Origin of the sequence: Eubacterium ramulus (genome assembly GCF_003122485.1) — a bacterium.
Lineage (GTDB): Bacteria > Bacillota > Clostridia > Lachnospirales > Lachnospiraceae > Eubacterium_I > Eubacterium_I ramulus_A.
This window is the reverse complement of record NZ_JRFU01000174.1, coordinates 1-22,709: the sequence shown is the minus strand read 5'-3', so window position 1 is coordinate 22,709 and position 22,709 is coordinate 1. Positions and strand designations below refer to the sequence as shown.

The 22,709-nt window shown below is 42.9% G+C and carries 25 protein-coding genes; 4 read left to right on the top strand and 21 right to left on the bottom strand.

All coding sequences use genetic code 11. The annotated features are described in order from the left end of the window. The first annotated feature begins 101 nt into the window (after positions 1-101). Entirely contained in the window at positions 102-341 is a 240-nt protein-coding gene (locus LG34_RS14345; RefSeq protein WP_178264975.1) for a hypothetical protein, read from the top strand. Between the two features lie 80 nt (positions 342-421). On the opposite strand, the gene LG34_RS14340 is transcribed toward LG34_RS14345, so the two are convergent. The 6 genes from LG34_RS14340 to LG34_RS14315 form a co-directional block, all read right to left on the bottom strand. Continuing rightward, positions 422-1,447: a sensor histidine kinase gene (locus LG34_RS14340; protein WP_109216666.1), complete on the bottom strand. Its 1,026-nt coding sequence runs from the start codon at positions 1,445-1,447 to the stop codon at positions 422-424. Then, positions 1,444-2,121, bottom strand: coding sequence for a response regulator transcription factor (locus LG34_RS14335; protein WP_055218786.1), 678 nt, complete (start codon positions 2,119-2,121; stop codon positions 1,444-1,446). The genes LG34_RS14340 and LG34_RS14335 overlap by 4 nt, the downstream gene beginning before the upstream one ends. 19 nt (positions 2,122-2,140) lie before the next feature. Further along, positions 2,141-4,213, bottom strand: coding sequence for an ABC transporter permease (locus tag LG34_RS14330; RefSeq protein WP_109216665.1), 2,073 nt, complete (start codon positions 4,211-4,213; stop codon positions 2,141-2,143). Next, positions 4,203-4,970, bottom strand: a complete 768-nt coding sequence (locus tag LG34_RS14325; protein WP_062304187.1) for an ABC transporter ATP-binding protein — start codon at positions 4,968-4,970, stop codon at positions 4,203-4,205. Before LG34_RS14325 ends, LG34_RS14330 begins: the two co-directional genes overlap by 11 nt. 672 nt (positions 4,971-5,642) lie before the next feature. After that, positions 5,643-6,842: a site-specific integrase gene (locus LG34_RS14320; RefSeq protein WP_109216664.1), complete on the bottom strand. Its 1,200-nt coding sequence runs from the start codon at positions 6,840-6,842 to the stop codon at positions 5,643-5,645. Between the two features lie 110 nt (positions 6,843-6,952). Further along, on the bottom strand, positions 6,953-7,186 hold the full coding sequence (locus LG34_RS14315) for an excisionase (RefSeq protein ID WP_055060291.1): 234 nt from the start codon (positions 7,184-7,186) through the stop codon (positions 6,953-6,955). Here LG34_RS14315 and LG34_RS17400 point away from each other — a divergent pair. Continuing rightward, on the top strand, positions 7,175-7,399 hold the full coding sequence (locus LG34_RS17400; protein ID WP_109216663.1) for a tweety protein: 225 nt from the start codon (positions 7,175-7,177) through the stop codon (positions 7,397-7,399). The genes LG34_RS14315 and LG34_RS17400 overlap by 12 nt on opposite strands. A gap of 28 nt (positions 7,400-7,427) precedes the next feature. On the opposite strand, the gene LG34_RS14305 is transcribed toward LG34_RS17400, so the two are convergent. The 7 genes from LG34_RS14305 to LG34_RS14270 form a co-directional block, all read right to left on the bottom strand. Next, positions 7,428-8,765 (bottom strand): virulence-associated E family protein, encoded by a 1,338-nt coding sequence (locus tag LG34_RS14305; protein ID WP_109216662.1) that lies wholly within the window; start codon positions 8,763-8,765, stop codon positions 7,428-7,430. Further along, a complete protein-coding gene (locus tag LG34_RS14300; protein WP_109216661.1) occupies positions 8,734-9,378 on the bottom strand; it encodes a CHC2 zinc finger domain-containing protein in 645 nt (214 codons plus the stop codon). The genes LG34_RS14305 and LG34_RS14300 overlap by 32 nt, the downstream gene beginning before the upstream one ends. 64 nt (positions 9,379-9,442) lie before the next feature. Continuing rightward, the gene (mobQ, locus tag LG34_RS14295; RefSeq protein ID WP_055060288.1) at positions 9,443-11,023 is read right to left on the bottom strand and encodes a MobQ family relaxase; all 1,581 of its coding nucleotides are present in this window, start codon (positions 11,021-11,023) and stop codon (positions 9,443-9,445) included. A gap of 194 nt (positions 11,024-11,217) precedes the next feature. Beyond that, on the bottom strand, positions 11,218-11,646 hold the full coding sequence (locus LG34_RS14290) for a hypothetical protein (protein WP_055218800.1): 429 nt from the start codon (positions 11,644-11,646) through the stop codon (positions 11,218-11,220). A 296-nt stretch (positions 11,647-11,942) separates the two neighbouring features. Beyond that, the gene (locus LG34_RS14280; protein ID WP_055060286.1) at positions 11,943-12,239 is read right to left on the bottom strand and encodes a DUF3847 domain-containing protein; all 297 of its coding nucleotides are present in this window, start codon (positions 12,237-12,239) and stop codon (positions 11,943-11,945) included. Next, positions 12,232-12,573 carry a DeoR family transcriptional regulator gene (locus LG34_RS14275; RefSeq protein WP_055060285.1) on the bottom strand — a complete coding sequence of 114 codons (342 nt, stop codon included), beginning with the start codon at positions 12,571-12,573 and terminating at the stop codon, positions 12,232-12,234. The genes LG34_RS14280 and LG34_RS14275 overlap by 8 nt, the downstream gene beginning before the upstream one ends. Further along, positions 12,570-12,758, bottom strand: a complete 189-nt coding sequence (locus tag LG34_RS14270; protein WP_055060284.1) for a hypothetical protein — start codon at positions 12,756-12,758, stop codon at positions 12,570-12,572. Before LG34_RS14270 ends, LG34_RS14275 begins: the two co-directional genes overlap by 4 nt. Before the next feature lie 484 nt (positions 12,759-13,242). On the opposite strand from LG34_RS14270, the gene LG34_RS14265 reads away from it, so the two are divergent. Continuing rightward, a complete protein-coding gene (locus LG34_RS14265) occupies positions 13,243-14,049 on the top strand; it encodes a helix-turn-helix transcriptional regulator (protein ID WP_055154162.1) in 807 nt (268 codons plus the stop codon). Between the two features lie 102 nt (positions 14,050-14,151). Here the strand turns inward: LG34_RS14265 and LG34_RS14260 are convergent, their stop codons facing one another. The 8 genes from LG34_RS14260 to LG34_RS14225 form a co-directional block, all read right to left on the bottom strand. Further along, complete coding sequence (locus tag LG34_RS14260; protein WP_109216660.1) at positions 14,152-14,805, bottom strand: helix-turn-helix transcriptional regulator; 654 nt, start codon at positions 14,803-14,805, stop codon at positions 14,152-14,154. Between the two features lie 121 nt (positions 14,806-14,926). Beyond that, on the bottom strand, positions 14,927-15,406 hold the full coding sequence (locus tag LG34_RS14255; protein ID WP_055154158.1) for an MGMT family protein: 480 nt from the start codon (positions 15,404-15,406) through the stop codon (positions 14,927-14,929). 105 nt (positions 15,407-15,511) lie between these two features. Beyond that, a complete protein-coding gene (locus tag LG34_RS14250) occupies positions 15,512-15,889 on the bottom strand; it encodes a TnpV protein (protein ID WP_055060280.1) in 378 nt (125 codons plus the stop codon). Between the two features lie 361 nt (positions 15,890-16,250). Beyond that, a complete protein-coding gene (locus tag LG34_RS14245) occupies positions 16,251-17,132 on the bottom strand; it encodes an AbiH family protein (RefSeq protein ID WP_270363557.1) in 882 nt (293 codons plus the stop codon). A 577-nt stretch (positions 17,133-17,709) separates the two neighbouring features. Then, on the bottom strand, positions 17,710-18,129 hold the full coding sequence (locus LG34_RS14240) for a tyrosine-type recombinase/integrase (RefSeq protein ID WP_370771187.1): 420 nt from the start codon (positions 18,127-18,129) through the stop codon (positions 17,710-17,712). Next, complete coding sequence (locus LG34_RS14235; protein WP_347486823.1) at positions 18,116-18,826, bottom strand: site-specific integrase; 711 nt, start codon at positions 18,824-18,826, stop codon at positions 18,116-18,118. Before LG34_RS14235 ends, LG34_RS14240 begins: the two co-directional genes overlap by 14 nt. Positions 18,827-18,856: 30 nt before the next feature. Then, positions 18,857-19,639 carry a ZIP family metal transporter gene (locus tag LG34_RS14230; RefSeq protein WP_109216658.1) on the bottom strand — a complete coding sequence of 261 codons (783 nt, stop codon included), beginning with the start codon at positions 19,637-19,639 and terminating at the stop codon, positions 18,857-18,859. 282 nt (positions 19,640-19,921) lie between these two features. Beyond that, positions 19,922-21,175, bottom strand: coding sequence for an ATP-binding protein (locus LG34_RS14225; RefSeq protein WP_109216657.1), 1,254 nt, complete (start codon positions 21,173-21,175; stop codon positions 19,922-19,924). 896 nt (positions 21,176-22,071) lie between these two features. On the opposite strand from LG34_RS14225, the gene LG34_RS14215 reads away from it, so the two are divergent. Further along, positions 22,072-22,608, top strand: coding sequence for a nitroreductase family protein (locus tag LG34_RS14215; protein ID WP_109216655.1), 537 nt, complete (start codon positions 22,072-22,074; stop codon positions 22,606-22,608). The last annotated feature ends 101 nt before the right edge of the window (positions 22,609-22,709 follow it).

Genomic DNA, 22,709 nt, shown 5'->3' with positions numbered 1-22,709 from the left:
TAGCTGTCTAGACGGTATGTTTTTAACGTAGAATTGATTTTATGGAAGACAAGGCATGGAATGCTTTGTACCTTTAATGGAAAAATTTAATGATATTTACCATGTACAAAAAAGAAACGGCAGATAAAAAACATCACACGAATCCTTATCGTGCTGTAAACTATATAAGAGATGAGAACGGAAATCCTATATGCCCTAATGGACGTAAATTTCTTTTCAAACGAAAACAACATGTAAGATATAAAAAATATGGACGTACAGAAGAAATCTATCCAAGCTTATTAAGTGTACCCTTTTTACATAAAACAGTGACGATTTTCAAAAAACATATATTAATGTAAAGAAACGCCAGAACCAGCATTTGTCGGAACTAGCGTTTCTTTAGCAGAGACTTATTTTACAGCCCCGTTTTTTGCTTATATTATTTTCCTCCGTTGGATTTCAATTTTGGAAAGAAGATGACTATCTTAAAGCCCTTTTCCCACGGGGAAGCAGCTTCCAGACGAAGGTTTAGATCGTCAGCCATCTTCTTAACCAGGTAAAGCCCTATACCGGTAGCTTTCTTTCTGCTGTCAGTAGAATCCCCGGTAAAGCCCTTTTGAAAAATATACGGCAGATCATATTTTTTTACACCGATGCCATTATCCTCAACTGAAAGGACATCTGCGATCTCCGAATGTATCATAGAGATTGTTAGCATGGGACTATCGCTGCTATATTTTATGGCATTGCTCACGATCTGTCCCAACATAAACTGAAGCCCTCTACGGTCTGTATAGACTGTTTCAGATTGCAGTTTATTGATAATTACAAACTGCTTTTCTTCCAGAAGTGGGGCATAGTCCTCCAGAACTTCCCCCAAGCAGTCATTCAAATTGATATCCTTAAACTGATAATCCTTTGTACTGCTCTTTAACCGGGCATAGTATAACATCTGAGTGACATCCTCCTGAAGCTGACTGCGGACATAATCCAGTTTTGCTTGCAGGGGAGGAGACATTTCGTTGCTCCGATTATCCAGGAGCATGGTCAACAACGATAGGGGCGTTTTCGCTTCATGTGCCCAGCCCTCCACATATTCTTCATAGTCCTGTAGGGCATCTGCCATACTGTTACTCTCAGTTTTGTGTTCCTGTAAAACTGATGCCAGAAGCCGGATAGATTCTCCTTCTTCCCGGCTGATGGCACTGAGCAGCCGTTCCTCGTTGCAGATGGCAGGATCACTGAGGAAATCCCGGAACAGCTCTCGGCGGGTGGTCTCCCGCTTGTTTAGTACAAACAGAATTGCTGAAAACAAAAGGAGGCTTGTCAGAACTACTAACCCACTCAAGGTTTGAAATGCCTGAATGTCAGAAATCCAAAGAATGATAGCACAAAAGCAATCCACGCCCAACAGCAACAGCAGCCAGGGGTAGTACCGTTCTATCATGCGCCAAAGCCGCTTCATGGAGCCACCCCCGTTTCCAGACGATAGCCCATCCCACGAACCGCAACGATTCGCTGCTTCATCTCAAGACCGGACATCGTCTTTTTCAGCCTGGTCAGATTAACCTGCAAGGCATTTTCGTCTATGTATTCCGTGGTTCCCCATAGTGCTATGCAAAGTTGCTCCGTCGTGACCAGAGCATCGCCGCCGGACAAAAGAGCAACCAACAGTTTTCCCTGATTTTTTGGAAGCACGACAGAGGTATTATGAATATAAAGCGTGTAGGTCTGCTGGTCTAACAGGAAATCTGGTCCCTCTATGAGATTGGTACGGCCTTCATACCTTTTGAGAATATTGGATACCCTGGCAAGAAGTCGATCTTTTCTGCACGGCTTCGTCAAATATTCATCAGCACCCAAGTGGAACGCTTGCAGTTCATCCTTTACCTGATCTCTGGAAGTCAGTATCAGGACGGGGATAGCGGTTTTATTCTTTAGTTCCTGGCAGATTTGAAAGCCACTGATCTCCGGCAAATTCAGGTCTAAGATCACAAGGTCAGGACGGAGGGCTGCCAGGAGCCGAGCGGCATCTTCCAACTCGGTGATTGCCTCCGCAAGATACCCGTCCTTTTGAAGCATATTGCAGAGTTCTTCCCGCATATAGACTTCATCTTCTACAACAGCAATTCTTTTCACGGCAGCACCTCCTTCCAAATTATTCTTCTCTCTGTGGCTGCATCAGTGTCAGCAAATACCGATCACTGGAGCGCTTGACCACTCTCATATAAATATATTCTATCACGCAAAGCAGCAAAATCATAGCAGCAGATACAAACATCATTTCAGCCACTGTCCCACGGGTTCGGGACGAGAGTATCCCTGTAAATAACGCCCTGACTCCAAACAAACTGCTGACAGCCGCAACCAATACAGGAAGTCCCATAAACCAGGTAATTTGCTTTCCAGCAGACTGGCAAAGGGTTTCGTAAGTAGCTCCCAGGCGGATCAGAGTCTGGTATCTGCGCCCGGTTCTCTGCTGACTCATCAGGAACTGAACACCCACGATGGTGTTGGCAACTACCAGGAAAACAATCGCAAGATAGAGGGTAATATAACTGGATGCTATGGTGTAGAAAAGCTGACGACCCATATTCTGAAGATAGCTTTCATATTCAATGTCAGTTTCGTCCAGCTTCTCGTTCAAATCCAAATATGCAGTCATAAGGCTATTTCCATTCAGAGCTTGCTCACTGAGCACCGCATTGACATGGGTATCATACATTCCCTGACTATAATATAGGAATGCTTCATCCGGAAGAATCAATGCAAAGGACAAGGTTATAGAACGGTCCGTGACCAAATTCACAGACTGAACCTCTCCTGTAAGATGAATCGGACTACCATCCAGTTCCACCTTGGGATGCCCGGCCAATACTTGGTTCAGCATTGCGGTACGGCTTACCGTAGTAAACTCTGTATCAATATAGACAGCGGCCTCCTTTTCGCCTAATTGGAGAGCCGGATTGCCGGACAATTCCAACAAACGATTATAGTCCGATAAACAAATCAAATATGGGTATGTGGCATAACCAAGATTGTTCAGAAGGACATCCCGGTCTTCCGACTGGGGCAGGCTCCGAAGAGAGTCCATAACAGCGTCCATGCTGTAGGCATTATCATAATCTTCTGTGGTGCGAATACGCCCAACCCTCATTTCAAAAAGCTCTGAAAATTGATTTTCCAAACTGTTTTCTTTCAGGACTGCCTTTATATTCGGAAGAACCTGCGATGAATCTTCTGCAGTATGATCTTCAAAAGTATAGTCGATTACATGGCCAGAAGACAGGTTATTCGTTCCTGCAATTCCTACGCCCGCACCAAAACAACACAGCGCCGCCAGAATCAGCAGGGAGCTGATGGCCATGGAGTTTGACTGATGAATGACATTCTCCTGAATCTGCCGGAAGGTAAATACATGAAGCTGCTTATTTCCTTTTCCTTTCTTAACAATCAAAGCAATCAGTGCACGCATCCCATAGAAAAGCAGCATCGTACCAACTATGCCCAACAGCAAAGTCAGTCCCATCATACTTACCTTTGTCCATGCAATTCCCTGAATCGCCATGTAGTAAGCCACTGCCAACATCACACTTCCGCATATAGCAGCCAGTCCATAGATAACAGATGGCATTTGCTTTTTGGGGCGGTTCGTTGGCTGGGATAGCAAAGTACCGATCTCCTGGCGGCTGATTCGTCCACTCAAAATCAGAAGTGCCGTCAGCTTAATTGCCAGAAATCCTGCCAGCGTCCATTCAATCGCAAACCAGGATAAAGAAAACTGATGACCGATGATCCCCATGCCTACCAGCTTGGCGGTGACAAGACTGACAATTTCTGAAAGCACCACAGCCACAGGTAATCCTATGAGCATGGCAAGAATACTGGTCAGGAAATCTTCCGCCAGAAGCATACCAAACAGTTTACTTCTACGCATCCCCAACATTAGATAAACACCAAACTCATGCCGTCTGCGCTCGAACTGATACTTGCAGGCAAAATAGATCAAAAAGAACAGAATACCGAGGGTCATCCCATAAAACGCAGGAATCAGAAGCAGGAGTTTGTCAACTGCGTCACTCTCCATTTTCTGCAAAAAGAGCATCACATCTTGAGTGGAGATGGAAAGAATCATGTAAAATGCAACAATAGAAATCACCAGGGAGCTGAAAAACAGACCGTTTTCCTTTCGGCTGCGGCGACTGTTCCGAAGAATGAGATTAGAGAACATTTGCGCTGCCCCCTCCCAGTTGCGCCATCACCTTCAGGATGCGCCCGTAGAACTCCTGCTGGCTTTCGTCTCCACGCCGAAGCTCATGAAAGATCACGCCATCCTGGATGAACAGGATGCGCTTACAGAAGCTGGCGGCATTGGAATCATGGGTTACCATCAGGATCGTAGCTTGTTCGTCACGATTCAGGCCGGACAGCTTCTCCATAAGACTTCTTGCGTTCTTAGAATCCAGCGCACCCGTCGGTTCATCGGCAAGGATCATTTGGGGATGTAAGATCAGAGCCCTTGCTGCCGCAACACGCTGACGCTGGCCACCGGACATCTTGGACGGAAACTTATCCAGAACATCAGAAATTTCCAGATAGTCAGCCAACTGCTTCAGCCGCTGGCTGCTTTCTGTTTCGGCTACCCCATGCAAGGAAGTCGGGAGCAGGATATTTTCCCTGCCAGTCAGGTTGTCCAGCAATTCAAAGTTCTGGAATAGATAACCAACTTTTTTGCCACGGTACTCGGCAAGAGCCTTTTCCTTGAGGGATTGCAGAGTATCTCCCTCCACCTGAATGCTTCCACCTGTAGGCTGAATCACAGTTGCAATACAGTTGAGAAGCGTGGATTTGCCGGAACCACTGCTTCCCATAATACCGAGAAACTCTCCCGGCATGACCTGAAAAGTGATTCCGTTCAGTGCTCTCGTCTGGTTTGGCAACGTCCCATAGACTTTGGTAAGATTTTCAATATTCAAAATTGGTTTCATGTGAATGCCTCCTATCCATTTCTGGGTAAATGATAGCACAGAAGCACAATAAATAACACTTACAGTCGCTGTAAGGATTCTGTTCCTGTTTTCAGAACAAGAATGACGCATCAAGCGGAATAAGTATATGTTTTGTAAAAACGTCGGGTGACAATGAAAAAATATGCTGGACTACCGGATTGGCTAACTTGCATTTCTTTGTCAATTCTGGTAACCGCTTCAAACATGGAAGTTTCTGTTCTTACTTTTATTATACTCAATCAATAAAATCAACACGGTTCAGCAAATTTTAATTATTTCCAATATGACAAAATTGCTTCCTGTTATATTTATCTATTTCTTTATTTCTCTATTATTCCGATCCGGTCTTCCAAAGGTATAAATAAGGTGTAAATTCTACGTTTCCATCCAAGAAACCCAATAAAGTCAAGGCTTTTTCCCCCGTTCCTTAAACACTGCCGTGGCAAATAAATAGTACTTTAATCATCTTTTCATATCTCCATTTAAGTCTTGTATTTCTTCTCAAACGCTTGATATTTCAGGGTTTTCCGACTTTTGAGTTTTCCTTTCTTTTCAAGGTATCTTCTCAAATCTTCTCGTATTTTCTTATATTTTTCCCTGCAATCTTGGTAAATCCGTTGGTAAAGCAAGCGTCCTTACCAACGGGCTTTTTTAACTATTCGCTATCCGATATACTTCTTCCTTTGCATCATCAAAATTCACATGGGTGTAAGTGTTCAAGGTTACACTGATGTCTGCGTGACCCATGATATACTGCAAGGTTTTCGGATTCATACCGGATTTTGCCATATTAGAGCAAAAGGTGTGCCTGCATACATGAGGGGTAACTTTCGGCATCTGGATGCGATAAATTTTATTATATTTCTGAATAATATGCTCCAGATACTTTTCCCAGTGAAGGGCAACCATCGGCATATCGTTTTTATCCAGAAACAAAAATCCTGCATATCCTTCCACCATCGGTTCAACTTTTGGTGTCTTGCGGTTGGCAATGATTCTGCGAAAACACGCTGCGACAGCTTCCGTCATCGGCACATAGCGGATGCCTTTGTCAGTTTTTGGTTCTTCAATTACATACTGCATCTGTGCAGTACGCTGTAACTGATGGTCTACCTTGATACGCATTTCTCCAAACTCGATTTCTGAAACCGTCAGCCCACAGAACTCTGAGATACGAAGCCCTGTGTGAAAAAGAATATAGATTGCATCATAGTATCTGCTAAAATGTTTATCTTCCTGAATAAACTTTAGCAAATCTCTCTGCTGCTTTCGGGTAATCGCTTCTCTGGTAACAGAATCATTGACAATGACGGATGCAAGCTCAAATTCAAATGGGTTTTTACGAAGCAAATCATCGTCTACCGCCATCTGAAATGCTGGTCTGAGGACTCCCCGGATAGAATGAATGGAACTGTATCCCCGCCCATCAATTTGTTGGAGCTTAATCAACCATGCCTTTGCGTCTGACAAACGCACCTTATCAATTCGCAGATTCCCAAAACTCTCTTTTTTCAGCATATTGATGACCGTTTTATATCCGGCAACCGTATTGTGACGAACTCCTGTTTTCAATGAAACGTACTTTTCTACCAGTTCCAAAACAGTATAGTTGCCACCGTTGGTTACGATACGGTCAAACAAATCCGCTTCAATCTGTTTTTCTTTCTCACGCAGGGAAGGCTCCCGCTTCTTCCCTTTTGGCATTGGGTCATTCTTGTCCAAACGCCAACTGTATACATTTTTCTCTTTTCCGTCCTCATCAATATAGCGGAACCGATACCTCCCATCTTTACGCTGGTACTCGCCCTCTCGCAAAATCCGATTACGGTTATCTCGTCTTTTCTCACTCATCGTGAACTCTCCTTTCAAAAAAGAGAGCCAGACTTGCACTCTTATCATAGCACAAATCCAGCTCTCCGCATAGTTATATCATGTGAAATCGGTAAATCTGTCAGCTCTGTTTACACAGCAGTAGCCTGATCCAGATACCGTTCAAATTTCTCACGCTTAATGAGGGCACGATTGCCGTTCATCACATAAAAATCCTCATTGGGATGTGTGTCAATAAGCGTTCTCAGTTTTCCTTCGCCGATATGATAATATCTGGCTGCTTCCTCAATGGTAAGCGTATATCTACGCCACACCGGAATATCTGAGTAATTATTTCCTTCCATGTTCATCTTATTATTTGCCATAGGCAGTTATCCTCCATACATGAAAACAGCCAGACAGAGGGTGTCGGCAACGAAGTCCGGCAACGGGCTTCAAAAGACCTTGCAAACAATCTCAATCTGGCGATGGTTACTATTTATACTTTTCTTTTATTTTTCTGTTGTTTTGGTTGTTATAAAGGAGAAAAGCCCGGAAATAAGGGATTTTCCCCGGCAACCGGCTCGGCAACGGGATAGCAACAGGGGGTGCAACGGGCTGTCCTTTTCAGAAGGGAAGCTCCATCTGTTCTGTGACCTCCACAAAACCGTCCATCGTTTTTTCAGACGGATTGCCGGATTCCGTTGCCGGGTTTTCACGCTCCCAGCCCTTTTGTCTGCCGTATTCGGAAAACATTCTTGGGTTCGGGAAGTACCGCCATCCGGTAATGCACTGGTTCATTATCTCGTTGATTTCCCGGATTTCCCATTGCTTCGGCTCGTCAAAGGTATGGTTCAAGGCTTCCTTGTAAAGCTGCTTGGAGCAGACCATGCTCCCGGTGTACTTATCAAGGTATGCCTGTATCATCCCGGCTTTGGTGTCCTCTGGCATGAAATCCCGCTGGTGTTCCTTGAGATACCGCTGCACGGCGGGGCTGAACGCCAGCTTGAATCTGCCACTTTTATAAATCTCCATTGCTTCCGCCCACATCTGCCCGATATAGGCTCTGGAAGCGGCTTCGTCCTCCAGAATGTGAACCTCGGCTTGCTCCGGGTACACCATGACCGGGATAAAGCGGCGGTTACCGGAACGGTCAAGGGGCAGGAAGTCAAGGGCATTGGAAGTGCCGCCAAACACGCACTGACGGGGGCGGTCTGCCGGATGGGTTTCATAGGGTATCTTGTAAACCTCTTTCTGCCGGCTTAAAAATGACTTGATTTCCTCAATGCTCTTGGCGTTGGCGGTTGCCATCATTTCCGACATTTCGATTATCCAGTGACCTTGCAGCTTGCGGTACACATTGTCATCGTCCAGCTTCCGCAAATCATCGGAGAACCACTCGTCCCGGACTGCCAGCAGCCGGAAGAAGGTGGACTTTCCAGCCCCCTGACCGCCTACCAGACAGAGCATGATTTCAAACTTGCACCCCGGCTGAAAGGCTCGTGAGATTGCACCCAGCAGGAACAGCTTCAACGCTTCATAGGTGTAATCGTCTGCGTCAGCCCCCAGAAAGTGCCGCAGGCAGAAGCGAATTCTTTCCGTCCCGTCCCACACAAGGGAACTTAAATAATCCCGGATGGGGTGGTACTTGTTTTCATTCGCTACAATCCCGATGGCGTTATCAATCTTTTTCTCATTGGTAAGCCCGTAGGTTTCTTCCAGATAGAGAAGCAGATATTTCATGTCCGTATCGTTTAAGGCGGTACTTTCCCTGTGGAAGCCGATGGGCTTTATAATGTCCTTGCGGTCGGTCAGGATGTTGTAGGCGATAGCCTCGGAAAGCAGCGGGTCACGCTGGAATACGGTCAGGCAGTTCCGTATGCTCTGACGGACACCGCCTTTTTCGGTAGTTTCCAGCCCAGCCTTGATTTCCTCAACGCTCTGGGGCGGCTGCATGGCGTTCATGGTGTTTTTTAGTTCCTGCTGCGTCTGTGGCGGCAAGCTCTGCCATTCGCTGTTCAAGCTGTATCACATCCTTTCCATAGTCCGTAATCAGGGCTGCTTGTTCCTCTATCTCCCCGAACAGCAGTACATCCAGCAGATATTCCACATGGGATTGCTTCTGTAAGGCTTCCACAAACCGGGGATGAAAGACTTCCTCCGGGGAGTGCGGGGTGTAGTCCGTTCTCCATGCCATCAGCAGGTGGAGATAATCGGCAAGAATACGGAAGCAGCGGTTCTTTGATTCCTGAAACTGTTCCTCTGGGGATTTCTGCCGGGGCTTGGGCTTTTTCGCCTTTCCCGGCGGCTTCCAATCCTCATAGGAAAGCCCGAAGTCCTGTGCTATCTGCATAGCAGCTTCTTTCTTTCCCAGCCCATACAGGGCGGCGGTAAAATCAATTACATCCCCATCCGCACCGCAGCCGAAGCAGTGGTAACGCCGATCCAGCTTCATGCTTGGGGTTTTATCATGATGGAACGGGCAGCAAGCCATCCCGTTCCGACCTATACGGATTCCATAATGCTCCGCAGCCTGTCTTGTTGTGACGGACTGCTTCACAGCTTCAAATACATTCAACTCTATCCCTCCTTAAAAAGAAAAAAGCACCTGACATTCTCTGCTTGAAAATGGCAAGTGCCTGTTAAAGTTCCATATTTTGTTGTTTGTGTTTTGTCTGCGCTGGGGCGGTTCTTTGAGCCTTTTTTTCGTCTGCCTTATCCTGCAAGACTTCTTTGATGGGCTGCTTCTTGGGCGGCTCTTTGCTTTCCTCTGTGCCGGGTGTGGCTTTCCGTACCCAGTAGCGGATGTCCCGCAGCTTCTTCAAATCCTCCTGTACCTCGGTCAGCGGTACTTTCAGCTCTGCGATTTCGCTAAGAAGCGTTTCCAGCTCCTGTTGCAGCTCCTTTTGGGTACTGTCCTTATCGTCCGGGTGCTTGGCAAGGTAGGCAGCGGCTTTCTCATACCGGGCAACCTCCGAGTGTTCCTGTTTGAATTTCTCCTTTGTTTTCTTGAAAAATATCTTCTGGTACTTCTCATAGGCAGGCTTACATTCCTTGCAGTCTGTCCGGCTGGCAAGAAGCCTGTCAATCACTTTACTGCGGGCTTCCTTTGGCTTCATCTGACTGCGGTAATCGGCTGCCGATTTCCCGGAAGATTCCAGAAATGCTTCTAAATCCTCCACAGTAGAAAGCCCCTTTTGCCGGAGATAGGACAGGGCTTCGCTGACTGCCTTTAAGTCCTGTGAAGTCCCCCGGTTCTGTCCAGCCCTTGTCCAGTCCTTCCGTTCTTCCTTTCGTATCTCCATATATTTCATCAAAAGATTGGGGAGAAGCGTTGCTTCCTCCGCCGCTTTTTGTGCAAGCAGTTCCTTCCGCTCTTCTCCCAGCTCGGTAATCCAGCCTTTGAGGTTTTGGATAAGCTGCCGGATGGACTTCATCAGGCGGTTGGCGGCTCTGATTTCCCGGTTCAGGTTGCCGATATTCGTCTGGATACCTCGCTTTTCCATCTGCCGGACAGCAGCTCCCTCATGGACAGTGGGGACTATATCAAGCCCCTGTCTGGCATAGGAACGCAAGTCCACACGCTCCGGGCGGTCATTGGCTTCCAGATAACGGTTCTGGATGACCTCCCATTCATGCCGCCAGATTTCACAATACTTCTGGTCGTTCCAGTCCACCGTATCCTCCTTGTGGCTTTTCCATCTGCCGGACGGAAGTTTAATCCGTTCCCCATTCTCGTCAAGGTCATAAACCTTGCGGCTCTTGGGAAGCCATTTCCCATGTTTGTCCATTGCCCGCATAGTCAACAGGACATGGGCGTGGGGATTGTGTCCCGGCGGGTGGGTGTCATGGATGGCAAAGTCAACAATCATTCCTTTGGAAACAAACTGCTGTTCACAAAACTCCCGGACAAGGACAGCATACTGGTCGGGCGGTATCTCTTTGGGGATGGTAAGCACCCACCGCCTTGCAAGCTGAGAGTTCCACTGCTTCTCCACCGCTTCGGCGGCGTTCCATAGGGTATTGCGGTCTGCATACTCCGGCGGGGCATTTGCCGGGAGCAGGATTTCATTGTGGACGATACCACGCTTTTCCGGGTAGTGCTTCTCTTCCTGATCGTATTCACAGAACAGCTTTTCGCCGCTCTGGTAAGCAGCGGCGGCAACCGCAGACTGCTGTTGGCTTCGCCGCACAATAGAAATTTCGTTGTGTGGACAGGGCATTTCGTGTCACTCCTTTCTGTGATTGGCGGATGGGGTGGCGTTTTACCACCTCATTTCGGGCAGAAAAAAAGCAGGCAACCTTTTTCAGATTTCCTGCTTGGTGTGCCGCTGTGTGGGCGGCGGGTATTAAGTTGTAAAAGTTCGGGACAAGTTGACCCGATGTGTGAGTGGCAAACTGGAAGTTCTTACGCTTATCAATACCCCCACGTCATTAACTTCCATTCTCCACCTTCACACCGTGCAAGCCACCATGACCAAGTGTATTCTTCGTTCGCCTCCCATGCACCGCCGCCGTTTTTTGGCGAACGGAAACTACTTTTAAATGCAATACATTGCGTAAAGGCTTCTTTATTATCTTCCGTTCTTAAATCATTCATCCATTCAATGTTATCTGCATTGTTGCATTCTTCATCTGGCATATAAGAAAGGCTATGCAATTCACAGCCCTCAAACGAAGCGAACTGCTTTTTTATAATCTCAATGGCAGAATCTATTTCTTCTTTTGAATAAACGGAAGATGCTCCATAATCAATTTCCACTTTTGATGTATCGCCGTTCTTTCCGCATCCGGCAAAGAGAAGAACCAGCACAATGCAAAGCGTTACGGTTATAATCTTTTTCATAGTGAATACCTCCAACTCCCGATTTCTCATTGACTTCATTATACTTTATTCGACCCTCAAAGTACAGAGAGCTTTTGTAAAACTTGTCGGCTGGGAACAGCTTACAACGCAAGGTGTCCCCAGATGGCAAGTCCACAAAAGGGTAGCTGGCGGCAGCCAGCGCAGGGGAAGCGTAGCGTCCCCTGTTTGATTTGGAGCAGACCATGACTGCGGAAAATCACAGCCCTCCGGCGAGGAGCCTTCGGAGAACGCAATGCACCAACCTCTGGGTGGTGTATAATTGCGCCCTTAGTAAACTAAGGGTTTTCCGGCTTCTCCCGTTCCAGCAGTTTTTTCAACAGTTCCTGCGTGTCCTGCCTGTGAAAAATGAGTTTCAACAGCAGCATGACATCATCATCTGTCAGGCGTTCCGGCTCTTGCAGAAAACTTTCCAGCATACCGCCACGGGTACAGAGCCGATGCCTCCGTTCCTTTCGGGTAAGCTGCTTTAGCTGGTGCTGCAATGCCTTTTCATCATTGATTGCTTTCCGCAGTTTCTTTTCGCTTTTCTCCAACTCCCGGTTGAGCTTTTCCAGCTTTGAGGTATCAGGCAAGGGCAGTATCCTCCTTTCCCGGTATCAGCACATAAATCCTGTTTGGTTCTCCAATGCCCTGACGCACCCGCATGATAAGTCCGGCAGTTTCCAGTTCATTCAGAGAACGCTTGACCGTCATGGGGCTGCGGGACAGGACTGCGGCAATGGCTGTGACAGGGAAGCAGACAAACAGGATTCCGTTCTCGTCCTCCTGCCCTTTGGATAGTATAGCGTCTAACATCCGGCAGTACATGACCTTTGCGGTGCTGCTGACTGGAAACCCTGTCAATGCTCTGGGAAATGGCATACAGGGCGGCAGTGGTGTGTCTATCGTCATAAATTCAAAATTCATTCTGTGTGTTCCTCCTTTTTCTTGGCTCGTTTGGATAAATAATGAGGGCAGTCAATCACAACCGCCCGGAAGCTCTGCCTGCACCCATGCTGGCATTTCCGGCATAATTCGTTGTAAGTGACACGCCCCCGGTCATTGAGGTAAAAGGAAAGCTCATGCTTCCTTTTTTTGCTCATTCTCGGCATATTGTGTTTTCTCCCGTTTTAGTGTATGGTTTCGGGGCGATTTTCGGCAAAATTACAGCCATAGAGCCGCTTAAAATCTCCCGAAGTATCAGCGATAGGGTAGACTGTCCCCCTATCAGATTGTCGTGTTTCGGTATCATTTCGGTGTCAGTTCGCCAGTTCTCCCCGGTGTCGTTCCTCCCCTGAATCTCACAGCGGCGTATCGCTCCCTTTGGTACGCTCGTTTCGGTCAGGGTTCCTCCATATCCCTGCCAAAAGTCATGGCGCTACATCGCCAGGGAAGCATATCCCACACAGGCTGGTCATTCGATTGGAATAATCCATCGATGAACTACCTGTATCATAGAACATTTTTGTGCCCTGTGCCGTATGTCCACAAAGTAGGAATCAGGGGTAAAAATCAGAAATTTCCACGATTGCGGAATTGATATGGTATAATCAATTCAACGGTTATATATGTTGTCAAAAAGGGGGAGCTGCTTCAATGAACGGAGCTACTACAATACAGGAACGGCTAAAAGATTTACGATTAAACAAAGGATTAAAACTGGAAGAACTGGCAGAGCAAACGGGTATTTCAAAATCGGCTCTTGGCAGTTATGAAAAAGATGACTATAAGGAAATCAATCATGGCAACCTTATCCTGCTGGCAGATTTTTATGGGGTGTCCCTCGATTATCTCTTTTGCCGGTCAGAGAACAGGACAGAGATCAACACGCCATTAAGGGAGCTGCATTTGAGTGATGAAATGGTGGCACTCCTGAAAAGCGGTCGGATTAACAACCGCCTGCTCTGCGAACTTGCCACCCATAAGGACTTTATCAAGTTTCTTGCGGACATTGAGATTTATGTGGATGGGATTGCCACCATGCAGATTCAGAACCTCAATGCCCTTGTCGATACCGTCCGACATGAAATCATTGAACGGTATCGCCCCGGCGAAGATGACCCGCATTTAAAGGTGCTGCAAGCTGCCCATATCAGTGATGATGAGTATTTCAGCCACATGGTACGGGATGACCTCAATCTCATTATCCGGGATATTCGGGAAGCCCACAAAAAGGACAGCGAGAGCGCACCCCAAACTACCGTTGCCGATGAACTGAAAGAAAATCTGGAAGCAGTCGAAAATTTCAAGGGCAGTCGGGATGAAAAGCTGGTTGTTCTTTACTGCAAGCAGCTTGGTATCAACTATAAAAATCTGTCAGACGAAGAATTTCGCTGGCTGATTCGGATTCTCAAAAAATCAAAGAAAATGGGAACGCCTATCAGTCAGAGGAAAAAACGGTAAAGAAAAACCGCTGTTGCATGGTTTGTTAGCTTCCATGTAGCAGCGGTTTGTGCTGTGGTTATTCAGTTAAATTTTCAGAATAACAAGTTGGGATTTTTCTTGTTACTTATTTTTTTGATTGTGGCGTTTCTTATTCCACAGTGAACCTACCAACATACCGATTGCAGAGATTATTGCTCCGGCTACAATCATTCCCAAGTCAGGGGCATTCAGTTTGTTAAAAGCAATGTTGTTTGCCATTTTGAATGTGCCATATTCAGCAAGCATATACATTACGCCAAAGAAAAGAGTGAATGCCCATTTTCCTTTTCCCCAAAAGTTATTTTTACCAATAACAATAGATACAATAAATGTGGATATAGGAAGAATAAACCAAAGAAACATCAAACTGTAACCCATAGCGTCACTTCCACTTGTAAAAAACCAGAACACTATCATTGCAAACGCCCAAATCAAGAGATAGGAGAGAATCGTAATAATCTTGTTTCTGTTGGCATTGCTTTTCACAACATTCGTACTTTCTTCAAGATAATCATAATAGCTTTTCATTTTTTGTTCTCCTTTCAATAGATAGTCAAGAGAGACATCGTAGCATTCGCTCATTTTAATGACGCTGATAATATCTGGATAGGATTTTTCATTTTCCCAATTTGAGATGGTCTGACGACTCACACCCAACAATTCGGCAACCTGTTCTTGCGTCAGCTTTTTTTCAATTCGGGCTGCCTTGATTTTGCATCCAATATCATGCTCCATGCCACTATACCTCCTTGCACTTTTATTGTAGGAAAAACACCCACTATTGTCTACAAAATAGCTTTGACATCACTTATTATGAGTGTCAAAATCCTTTTACATCTGCCAAATTCAAATTTACCTATTTCAAATCAAAGAGGGAGTTTTCATAGTCCTTTACATAGTATCGTACATTTTTACGCCCTTTTTGAATGATGGTGTGTCCTTCTGCTTCTAATTTTTCTTTTTGTGCTTCAATACCATTTGGGTATTTAGCATTTAGTTCTCCGTTTGCTTTCAATGTTCTCCAATAAGGCGTTTCATCTTCTGAACGCTGATAACTCGCCCATGCCACAATAGAAACAAAAATTCCTGCTGTAATCGGTTCTGTAAAATCTGCACTACTTAACTCCGCAAAGTATTCTCGTATTTTCCCGACGGTAATCACTTTACCATACGGAATTTTTTTCATTACTTTGTCATAGTCGATTGGCGGTGCAAAATACATTTTACTGCCACCATATTTTTCAATACTTTTCTGGTCTGTAATGATTTGAAATTTTGGCATATCCTTATTGTCGTGCAACATAGCATTAAAATCTTTCTTATCTTCGTTTGCCATTTCTGCCACCTCCTGCTTTAAGAATAATCTGTTTGTCATTTCTATGCAATGAGGCTGTTTGAAAAAACTTGACAACTTCATATTTGCTTAACTCTTAACATATCATTACGAATAAATCATCTCATGCAAAACAATTTCTTCTGCCCGGTTGTGAATGTTATTGCAACGCTGCACCCATTCCATTTGATGGGTACGCTTCAATTCCTCGGTTACGCCCTCGGCAGTTTTCATCTGTTCCATGATGATGTCTAACCGTTCCTGTGCCTGTTCGTTCAGGTCTGCAAGATATGTCCATAACTCCCCGGTCAATATCAATGTGTTCAATCTGGCTGGGTGGACTTCTCTTAAATATTCCTGATGTAGCCGTCCATACTTCCCAATGGGGCGGTGTTCCTCCGGCAGTTTCAAATCCGGGATGTAGTAATCTCCGACAAGGATATAATCAATTCCGTTTTCCGTTATTCTTGGTTTCAATTTGCTCATATTTTTAATCTCCTCATTCTGGTTTTGCAAGTCTGACTCTCCAGAAATATTGGTAAATCATTGGTAAAATTGAGAATGGAACACAAGAAATGCTATTTATAGAAGTATTTAAGACGATTTGAGACTTTTCATTCTGAACAGAAAATCCTGCCGTGGCAAACAAATAATATTTTTATCATTGTTTTGTTTCTCCTTATTTTGCCCCGGAATGCCCTGTTTTGCAAGGGTTTCCGGGGTTATGATGATATGCTCTGAAAATGCAGATTGTGGCAAATCAGAGCAGAATTGAGCACGTTGTTACTACCTGTTAGTAGTAAAATTGGTAGTAAAAGGGAAAGGGAGACTACTAAGGATTTTTTCCTCATTCCGCCTCCGCAGATTTAAGTTCTACGAATTTAACTCTCTCACTACCAGTCTGTTCAATTACAAAGTCTTTACCAAACATTTCTATCAATGAAATAACCAACCGTTCATACGCATACTGGCTATGATAGAAAATAGTAATTTCTGAAACATATTTTTCAAGAAAGAAATCCTTCAATATTTCTTTGTCTGTCATTCCCAAAGAATGACCCATAATATATACTTTAATCGGAGTATCTTCCAAAGTGGTAAATTCTTTTGGAATCCATGTTTTATAATATGCCCCTGTTTTCTTTTGGATTCGTTGGAAATACTTCTGAAAATAAACATAATCTAAATTATTGAATGCATTATCGCTTACGCCTAATACAATATCATCGTTTGCTAACGAACCGTGCACTTGATGATTTGAATTTGCGCTGCCATAAACACTTTTATATGTATATGTGTAATTAAAGTTAAGCAAATTTATATTTTTCAATTCTTTAATTTGTTGTGAAAAACAAGACACCTTTATATTACCAACAAATTCTCTCATATAAATTGTTAATGCTCTTATCAAGTCATTCAACTCAATTTTTAATTCAGCAAGTAATTGGATTTTCACATCTTCATACACAATTTTCTCTATATCACTTTTTGAATATAATCCCACATTTAAAGGCATCGCCTTTGAATGTGTCATCACACACTTTATCGCCTTATACATTGTTGGATTAATCACCTGTGACATTACTTTTCCTTCACACTTATAAATCTCACATGTACAGAACTCCTCTACCAAAACAAGTAATTTTTCTATCTCCGCCTCAAAATCAATCCATCCCTCAGAGGAATATCCAGTTTCTATAAAATATTTTATCCATACATTTCGTGAAATAATGTCCCCTAAAATTGATATACTTTCATTATGATTACATGAAAAGTTATATTAAAGTAATAGAAAAAATAGTAATCTCTGACGTTGTAAAATATAAAGATTCTCTTAATACCGCAAGCGATATTACTAGCGATTAAGAAAAAGCCACAATCCCGGTAGTCACCTACCAACGATTGTGGCTTTTATCATTCATATACAGCCTCTAAGTAGTCCCTTACTACTAATGATTTCTCCCTACACGTTTGCCTTTATTCCGATTCCGCCCATGTGCCTTAGTAGTCGAAACCGTAGTATTTCCAAGGCTTTCCGCCTTATTCTGCCCTGTGTTGCCCCAGTCTGCGAAGGTATGCATTATCATAAAACTTGAGTGCCGTGGCAGATGAATAACACTTTTATCATTGTTGCATAACCTCGCATTTCTTAGTTTTTCTTGGTATTTCGGGCTTTGTAAGCCTTTGTAAATTTTTGCTTTCTGGCATAACCTGGTTTATTTTCGCATAATATCGTCCGCAAAAGGTGTAAAATAAGGTGTATATTTTTCTATTTTACACCTTGCTATTTTCAATTAAAATCGTAATTACACAACCTGAATCCGGGCAACTTCTTCCCTGACATCCTCAAGATTTACATGCGTATATGTATTCAGCGTTACGCTGATATCTGAGTGGCCCATCAAATATTGCAATGCTTTTGGATTCATTCCGGATTTTGCCATATTTGAGCAATAGGTATGCCGACATACATGAGGGGTGATAACATTCATCTGCACTTTGTACGTATTATTATATTTCTGAATGATGTGTTGAAAGTAATGCTCCCAGTGCAGAGAATAACAAATACTTCCGTTTTTATCAAAGTATAAGAATCCACTTTTTCCATCTACCATAGGTTCTGCTTTGGGCGGGTTTCGTTTTTCTATTATTTTCCGAAAACATTCCTCTACATCCGCAGTCATAGGTATCTTTCTCGTTCCGCTGGTTGTTTTAGTCTCTTGAATAGGTGTTAAGCGTAACTCCTATATCGCTATGCCCCATAAGGTACTGCAGTGTCTTTGGATTCATGCCGGATTTCGCCATATTGCTGCAATACGTGTGCCGGCAAACATGCGGCGTGATATTCGGCATCTGCACCCGATAGATATCGTTGTACCGCTTCACCATGTGGCTAAAGCGATGTTCCCAATGCATTGCCACTAACGGCAGTCCTTTGTCATCCAAAAACAGGAACCCGGTATATCCATCCACCACTTTTTCTACCTTTGGTTTCTCCCGGTCTTCGATGATGGATTGAAAGCATTTTGCAACATCCTCTGTTACCGGAAGTTTTCTTGTTCCGGCGGAAGTCTTTGTTGGCTCAATCACTAAGGTCATATCAGATAACCGTTGAAGCTGATGATCTATATTCACAATCCTGTTCCCTAGATCAATATCCTTAATTGTAAGACCACAAAATTCTGAAATACGCATACCTGTATGAAAAAGTATATACACAACTTCATAATACTTACAGTATACATTATCATCATGAACAAATTTAAGAAACTTTCGCATTTGGTCCCGCGTTAATGCTTCCCTGGTAACACTGTCATTTACAACTACTCCAGCAAGCTCAAATCCAAACGGATTTTTATAGAACACATCGTCATCCACCGCCATTTGAAAAGCAGGTCTTAATACGCCACGGACTGTTTTCACTGTATTCTCATAAGAATCATTCCTCTCCTCTTACCCCAGTGCCACATCCAAGATCATCATCAAACTAAATCCAAGTGCAAAGAAAAGCGTACCGATATTTGAGTGCTGTCCCTGAGATATTTCCGGAATTAGTTCTTCAACCACGACATATAACATGGCTCCTGCTGCAAAGCTGAGTAAATATGGTAATGCCGGGATTGCCCGCTGTGCAGCAAGAATCGTCAGTACTGCTCCAATCGGTTCAACCACTCCTGAAAGTACACCTCTCAGAAATGCCTTTCTCTTACTTTCACCCTCTGCCCTAAGCGGCATGGATATAATCGCTCCTTCTGGAAAATTCTGGATAGCAATTCCAAATGATAAAGCAAGTGCACTTGTTGCTGTAATCTGTGCATTTTCAGCAAGAAATCCAGCATACATTACACCAACTGCCATACCTTCAGGGATGTTATGTAATGTAACTGCCAACACCATCATCGTAGTACGGCCAAATTTGCTTTTCGGTCCCTCTGCCTGATCACTTCCAGCATGAAGATGCGGAATCAAATGATCAAGTGCGAGTAAAAACAATATACCAATCCAGAACCCAACAACTGCCGGAACAAACGATAAAGTTCCCATATTTTCAGATTGTTTAATTGCCGGAATCAGAAGACTCCAGATTGAAGCCGCAACCATTATACCTGCTGCAAACCCTGCAAGTGCACGTTGCACGGATTTATTAAGTGTTTGTCTCATAAAAAACACACATGCTGATCCTATCGTTGTTCCAACAAACGGAATCAGTATACCTTCAAAAATATTTATTCGCATTATATTTTCCTTCCATATATGCTCGAAAAAATTCATTGGCAAAAATAATTATCTTCAGCGGTATAGTATTAGTTCTATAGCTTATTGATTATATTGCCTAATACCTAATATATGTTATTCTATAATCTTTCATAGTTTCATCACGTTAGTTTTAACTAACCATCTAGTATAAAGAAAACCGTGCAAAAAGCAAACTGTAATTTTACACGGTTTTCTTATGCTTAAATATATCACTTACGTAATCATATAACAATATATTTCTTGAACCCTCTATATTCTCAATCACTTAATGATATATTTTGTTCCTCTGCCTTTTCCTTCAACTGCAATCACACCCTTTTTCTCCATAGCTTTCAGTAATTGTGTTGTTTTTGATTTGCCAAATGGGACATATGGTGCAATTTCACTTATTGGTTTCAGCATCGTCTTACTTAAAAATTTGTAAATCACTTTTTCGTCTTCGGTTAAATTGACATTCGTTTCAAATATCGGTAGTACAATTTTTATAGCATTTTCTGACACTTCAAATTCTGGTTTTATCAAACTCTCTGCATATAGTTGTTTGATTCGTGTAATTCCTGTTCCAAATATCTCTACTAATCCCAGTCTGTAAAATACATTTGCAAGATTTCTATTTCTTAAAATAGATAGTTTACCTGATAAATATTCTTCTGCCGTTATTCCAGCCGGCAATCCACCAGGAGACACTACTTCTATTCTATCATCAAACATAGAAACTCTGATGTGTGAATTAATATCCCATACCCTATGAATCAAAGCATTTGCAATTGCTTCTCTGAAAGCTGCTTCCGGTATTTTCTCTACCATCTTTCTGTCAGCCCCCTGTATTACTTCATATTGGTAATAATCTCTAAATACAGCAAGTGCTTTTTCATATATTTCTAAAACCGATATATGTTCAAACGTTACTCTTTTTTGAATAATACTGATATTCTCACCAAACTTAACAATATCAATTCCTGAAAAATGATTTTTATCTGCCAAAAGTCCCGCTGCATTATTATAACCATTTATATTGTCATACAGGTTCAATGTCTTTAAAGTATCTTGATTGAAAGTTTCAATGTAAATATTTTCTTTCAGTTTACACTGTAAAATTTCAAAAGATAGCTCCTGATCTTTACAAGGTAATTCTTCGAAGCTAATATTTTTTCCATCTAATACAAGCCTTGAAAATTCCAATGTATCTACCTCTATCGTTGCTGTATCATTTCGTTTGTATGCTTTTGATTTATATAAATACGGTTTTTGAAGACCACTTTTTACAGTAAGTTTTATCGTCTGGTCATTGTTCTGTATTTCAAGTGTATAGTTTGGTTGAGGTAATATACTATCATTGATTTTATTTTCGATATCCAGACAGGCCTGTTTTACATCTGGCAATCCTTTCACATTTCCATTATCATCAACCCCAAAAAGAATTGTTCCACCATTGTAATTCGAAAAGGCACTAACTGTTTTCAAAAAAGTATTCGTAATCGTTTCCTTGAATTCTAATATTCTTGTTTCACGCATAGTAATCATTCCCTTTCCAACCATAATGATTATATTATATACAAAAATGCGCAAAAAATCAATCGTATTTTTTTACGATTGATTTTTTAATTAATTTTGAGTATAGTACTATTTTTTGACCAACTGAATTATGACAATTTTTTTAATTATTCCGATTCGATCTTCCAAAGGTATAAATAAGGTGTAAATTATTTGTTTCTATCTAGAAAATCCTACAAAATCAAGTCTTTCTCGCCATACTTTAAACGTTGCCGTGGCAGATGAAAAGCACTCGAATGCTCATAAAATCTCCTTTCAAAAGGCGCTATTCTGCTGCCATTTGCAGCATTTTACGCGGTGTTAATTCTTCTTTATGTATCGGTCATTTCTGTGCATAAAATGCAAATCTTAGCAAAATATTGCAAGTTGTGTACAGCAATCGTAGTAGAAACGGAGTAAAAATCGGGCGGGGTTACTACTTCTATCTAATTTAAATATATCATACCTTGTGGTAATTCAAGGTATGTCCCTATCTGCCTTGCTAGTCCTTTTAGTTCCCTGTAAATTGACGTTTTTACGATATAGTAATCAACTCCAAAGATTTTTTCAGTTAAGCCAAACATTATATCATCCATACGCAATTCTTTATCTTTTAAGCATCCTTTTTGCACCATGTCAATCGCATTTTTCTGCCATTTTGCTCAATTGCGCAACTTGCCAGTCCTGTAAAAAAACATGCAAAGCTATATATTTCCTGCACTTTTTCTTACTTTCCCTGCCTGCGCTTTCCATTTTGATCTGCAAAATTTCTTTCATTTTTGTACACAATTACTACTTTTTATCTTTCTCTTGCCTGCCCCTCTCAAATGCTTTATTATAGAGTTAGTCAAAATTCACTGAAACAGGAGGACACATCTATGGAATTAAATCAGGTATTAGAAGCAAGAAGAAGTATCCGTCATTATCAAGACCAACCGGTTGATCTGACACTGATCGGACAGATGATCGAAGCAGCGATTCTTTCTCCAAGCTGGAAAAACAGCCAGACTGCACGCTATCACGTTGTTTCATCTCCAGAAATGTTAAAAAAAATCAAAACGGACTGTCTGCCGGATTTCAATCAGAAAAACTGTCAGGACGCTCCGGTTCTCATCATCTGCACCTTTGTGAAAAACCGTGCAGGCTTCGAAAGAGACGGTCAGCCATCCAATGAAGTCGGACAGGGATGGGGATTCTATGACTGTGGTCTTCATAATGAGACTCTCATTCTGAAAGCCAAAGACTTAGGTCTGGATACTCTGGTTATGGGAATCCGCGACAGCGAAAAAATCCGTGAAGCGTTAAATATTCCTGAAAATGAAGAGATCGTTTCTGTTATTTCCGTTGGATACCGCGCGGTTGATCCGGAAATGCCAAAGAGAAAATCCATGGCAGATATTACAAAATTCTATTAAGAATGCTTGAAAAAAACGAAAATAGCTTTGTATTCAACACAAAAAAGAGGGGTTTTCATCTCAGTCTGAGTTGAGACTCCCACTTCTGCAAGTGGTGAGTA

Excerpts from the sequence above, each read along its gene's own strand:
- LG34_RS14215 (WP_109216655.1), top strand. The coding sequence starts at position 22,072 with ATGGAATTAAATCAGGTATTAGAAGCAAGAAGAAGTATCCGTCATTAT.
- mobQ (WP_055060288.1), bottom strand. The coding sequence starts at position 11,023 with ATGCCCTGTCCACACAACGAAATTTCTATTGTGCGGCGAAGCCAACAG.
- LG34_RS14270 (WP_055060284.1), bottom strand. The coding sequence starts at position 12,758 with ATGCCGAGAATGAGCAAAAAAAGGAAGCATGAGCTTTCCTTTTACCTC.
- LG34_RS14265 (WP_055154162.1), top strand. The coding sequence starts at position 13,243 with ATGAACGGAGCTACTACAATACAGGAACGGCTAAAAGATTTACGATTA.
- LG34_RS14225 (WP_109216657.1), bottom strand. The coding sequence starts at position 21,175 with ATGCGTGAAACAAGAATATTAGAATTCAAGGAAACGATTACGAATACT.
- LG34_RS14260 (WP_109216660.1), bottom strand. The coding sequence starts at position 14,805 with ATGGAGCATGATATTGGATGCAAAATCAAGGCAGCCCGAATTGAAAAA.
- LG34_RS14230 (WP_109216658.1), bottom strand. The coding sequence starts at position 19,639 with ATGCGAATAAATATTTTTGAAGGTATACTGATTCCGTTTGTTGGAACA.
- LG34_RS14315 (WP_055060291.1), bottom strand. The coding sequence starts at position 7,186 with ATGGCAAATAATAAGATGAACATGGAAGGAAATAATTACTCAGATATT.
- LG34_RS14345 (WP_178264975.1), top strand. The coding sequence starts at position 102 with ATGTACAAAAAAGAAACGGCAGATAAAAAACATCACACGAATCCTTAT.
- LG34_RS14255 (WP_055154158.1), bottom strand. The coding sequence starts at position 15,406 with ATGGCAAACGAAGATAAGAAAGATTTTAATGCTATGTTGCACGACAAT.
- LG34_RS14250 (WP_055060280.1), bottom strand. The coding sequence starts at position 15,889 with ATGAGCAAATTGAAACCAAGAATAACGGAAAACGGAATTGATTATATC.
- LG34_RS14330 (WP_109216665.1), bottom strand. The coding sequence starts at position 4,213 with ATGTTCTCTAATCTCATTCTTCGGAACAGTCGCCGCAGCCGAAAGGAA.
- LG34_RS14275 (WP_055060285.1), bottom strand. The coding sequence starts at position 12,573 with ATGAATTTTGAATTTATGACGATAGACACACCACTGCCGCCCTGTATG.
- LG34_RS14320 (WP_109216664.1), bottom strand. The coding sequence starts at position 6,842 with ATGAGTGAGAAAAGACGAGATAACCGTAATCGGATTTTGCGAGAGGGC.
- LG34_RS14305 (WP_109216662.1), bottom strand. The coding sequence starts at position 8,765 with ATGAACGCCATGCAGCCGCCCCAGAGCGTTGAGGAAATCAAGGCTGGG.
- LG34_RS14325 (WP_062304187.1), bottom strand. The coding sequence starts at position 4,970 with ATGAAACCAATTTTGAATATTGAAAATCTTACCAAAGTCTATGGGACG.
- LG34_RS14340 (WP_109216666.1), bottom strand. The coding sequence starts at position 1,447 with ATGAAGCGGCTTTGGCGCATGATAGAACGGTACTACCCCTGGCTGCTG.
- LG34_RS14290 (WP_055218800.1), bottom strand. The coding sequence starts at position 11,646 with ATGAAAAAGATTATAACCGTAACGCTTTGCATTGTGCTGGTTCTTCTC.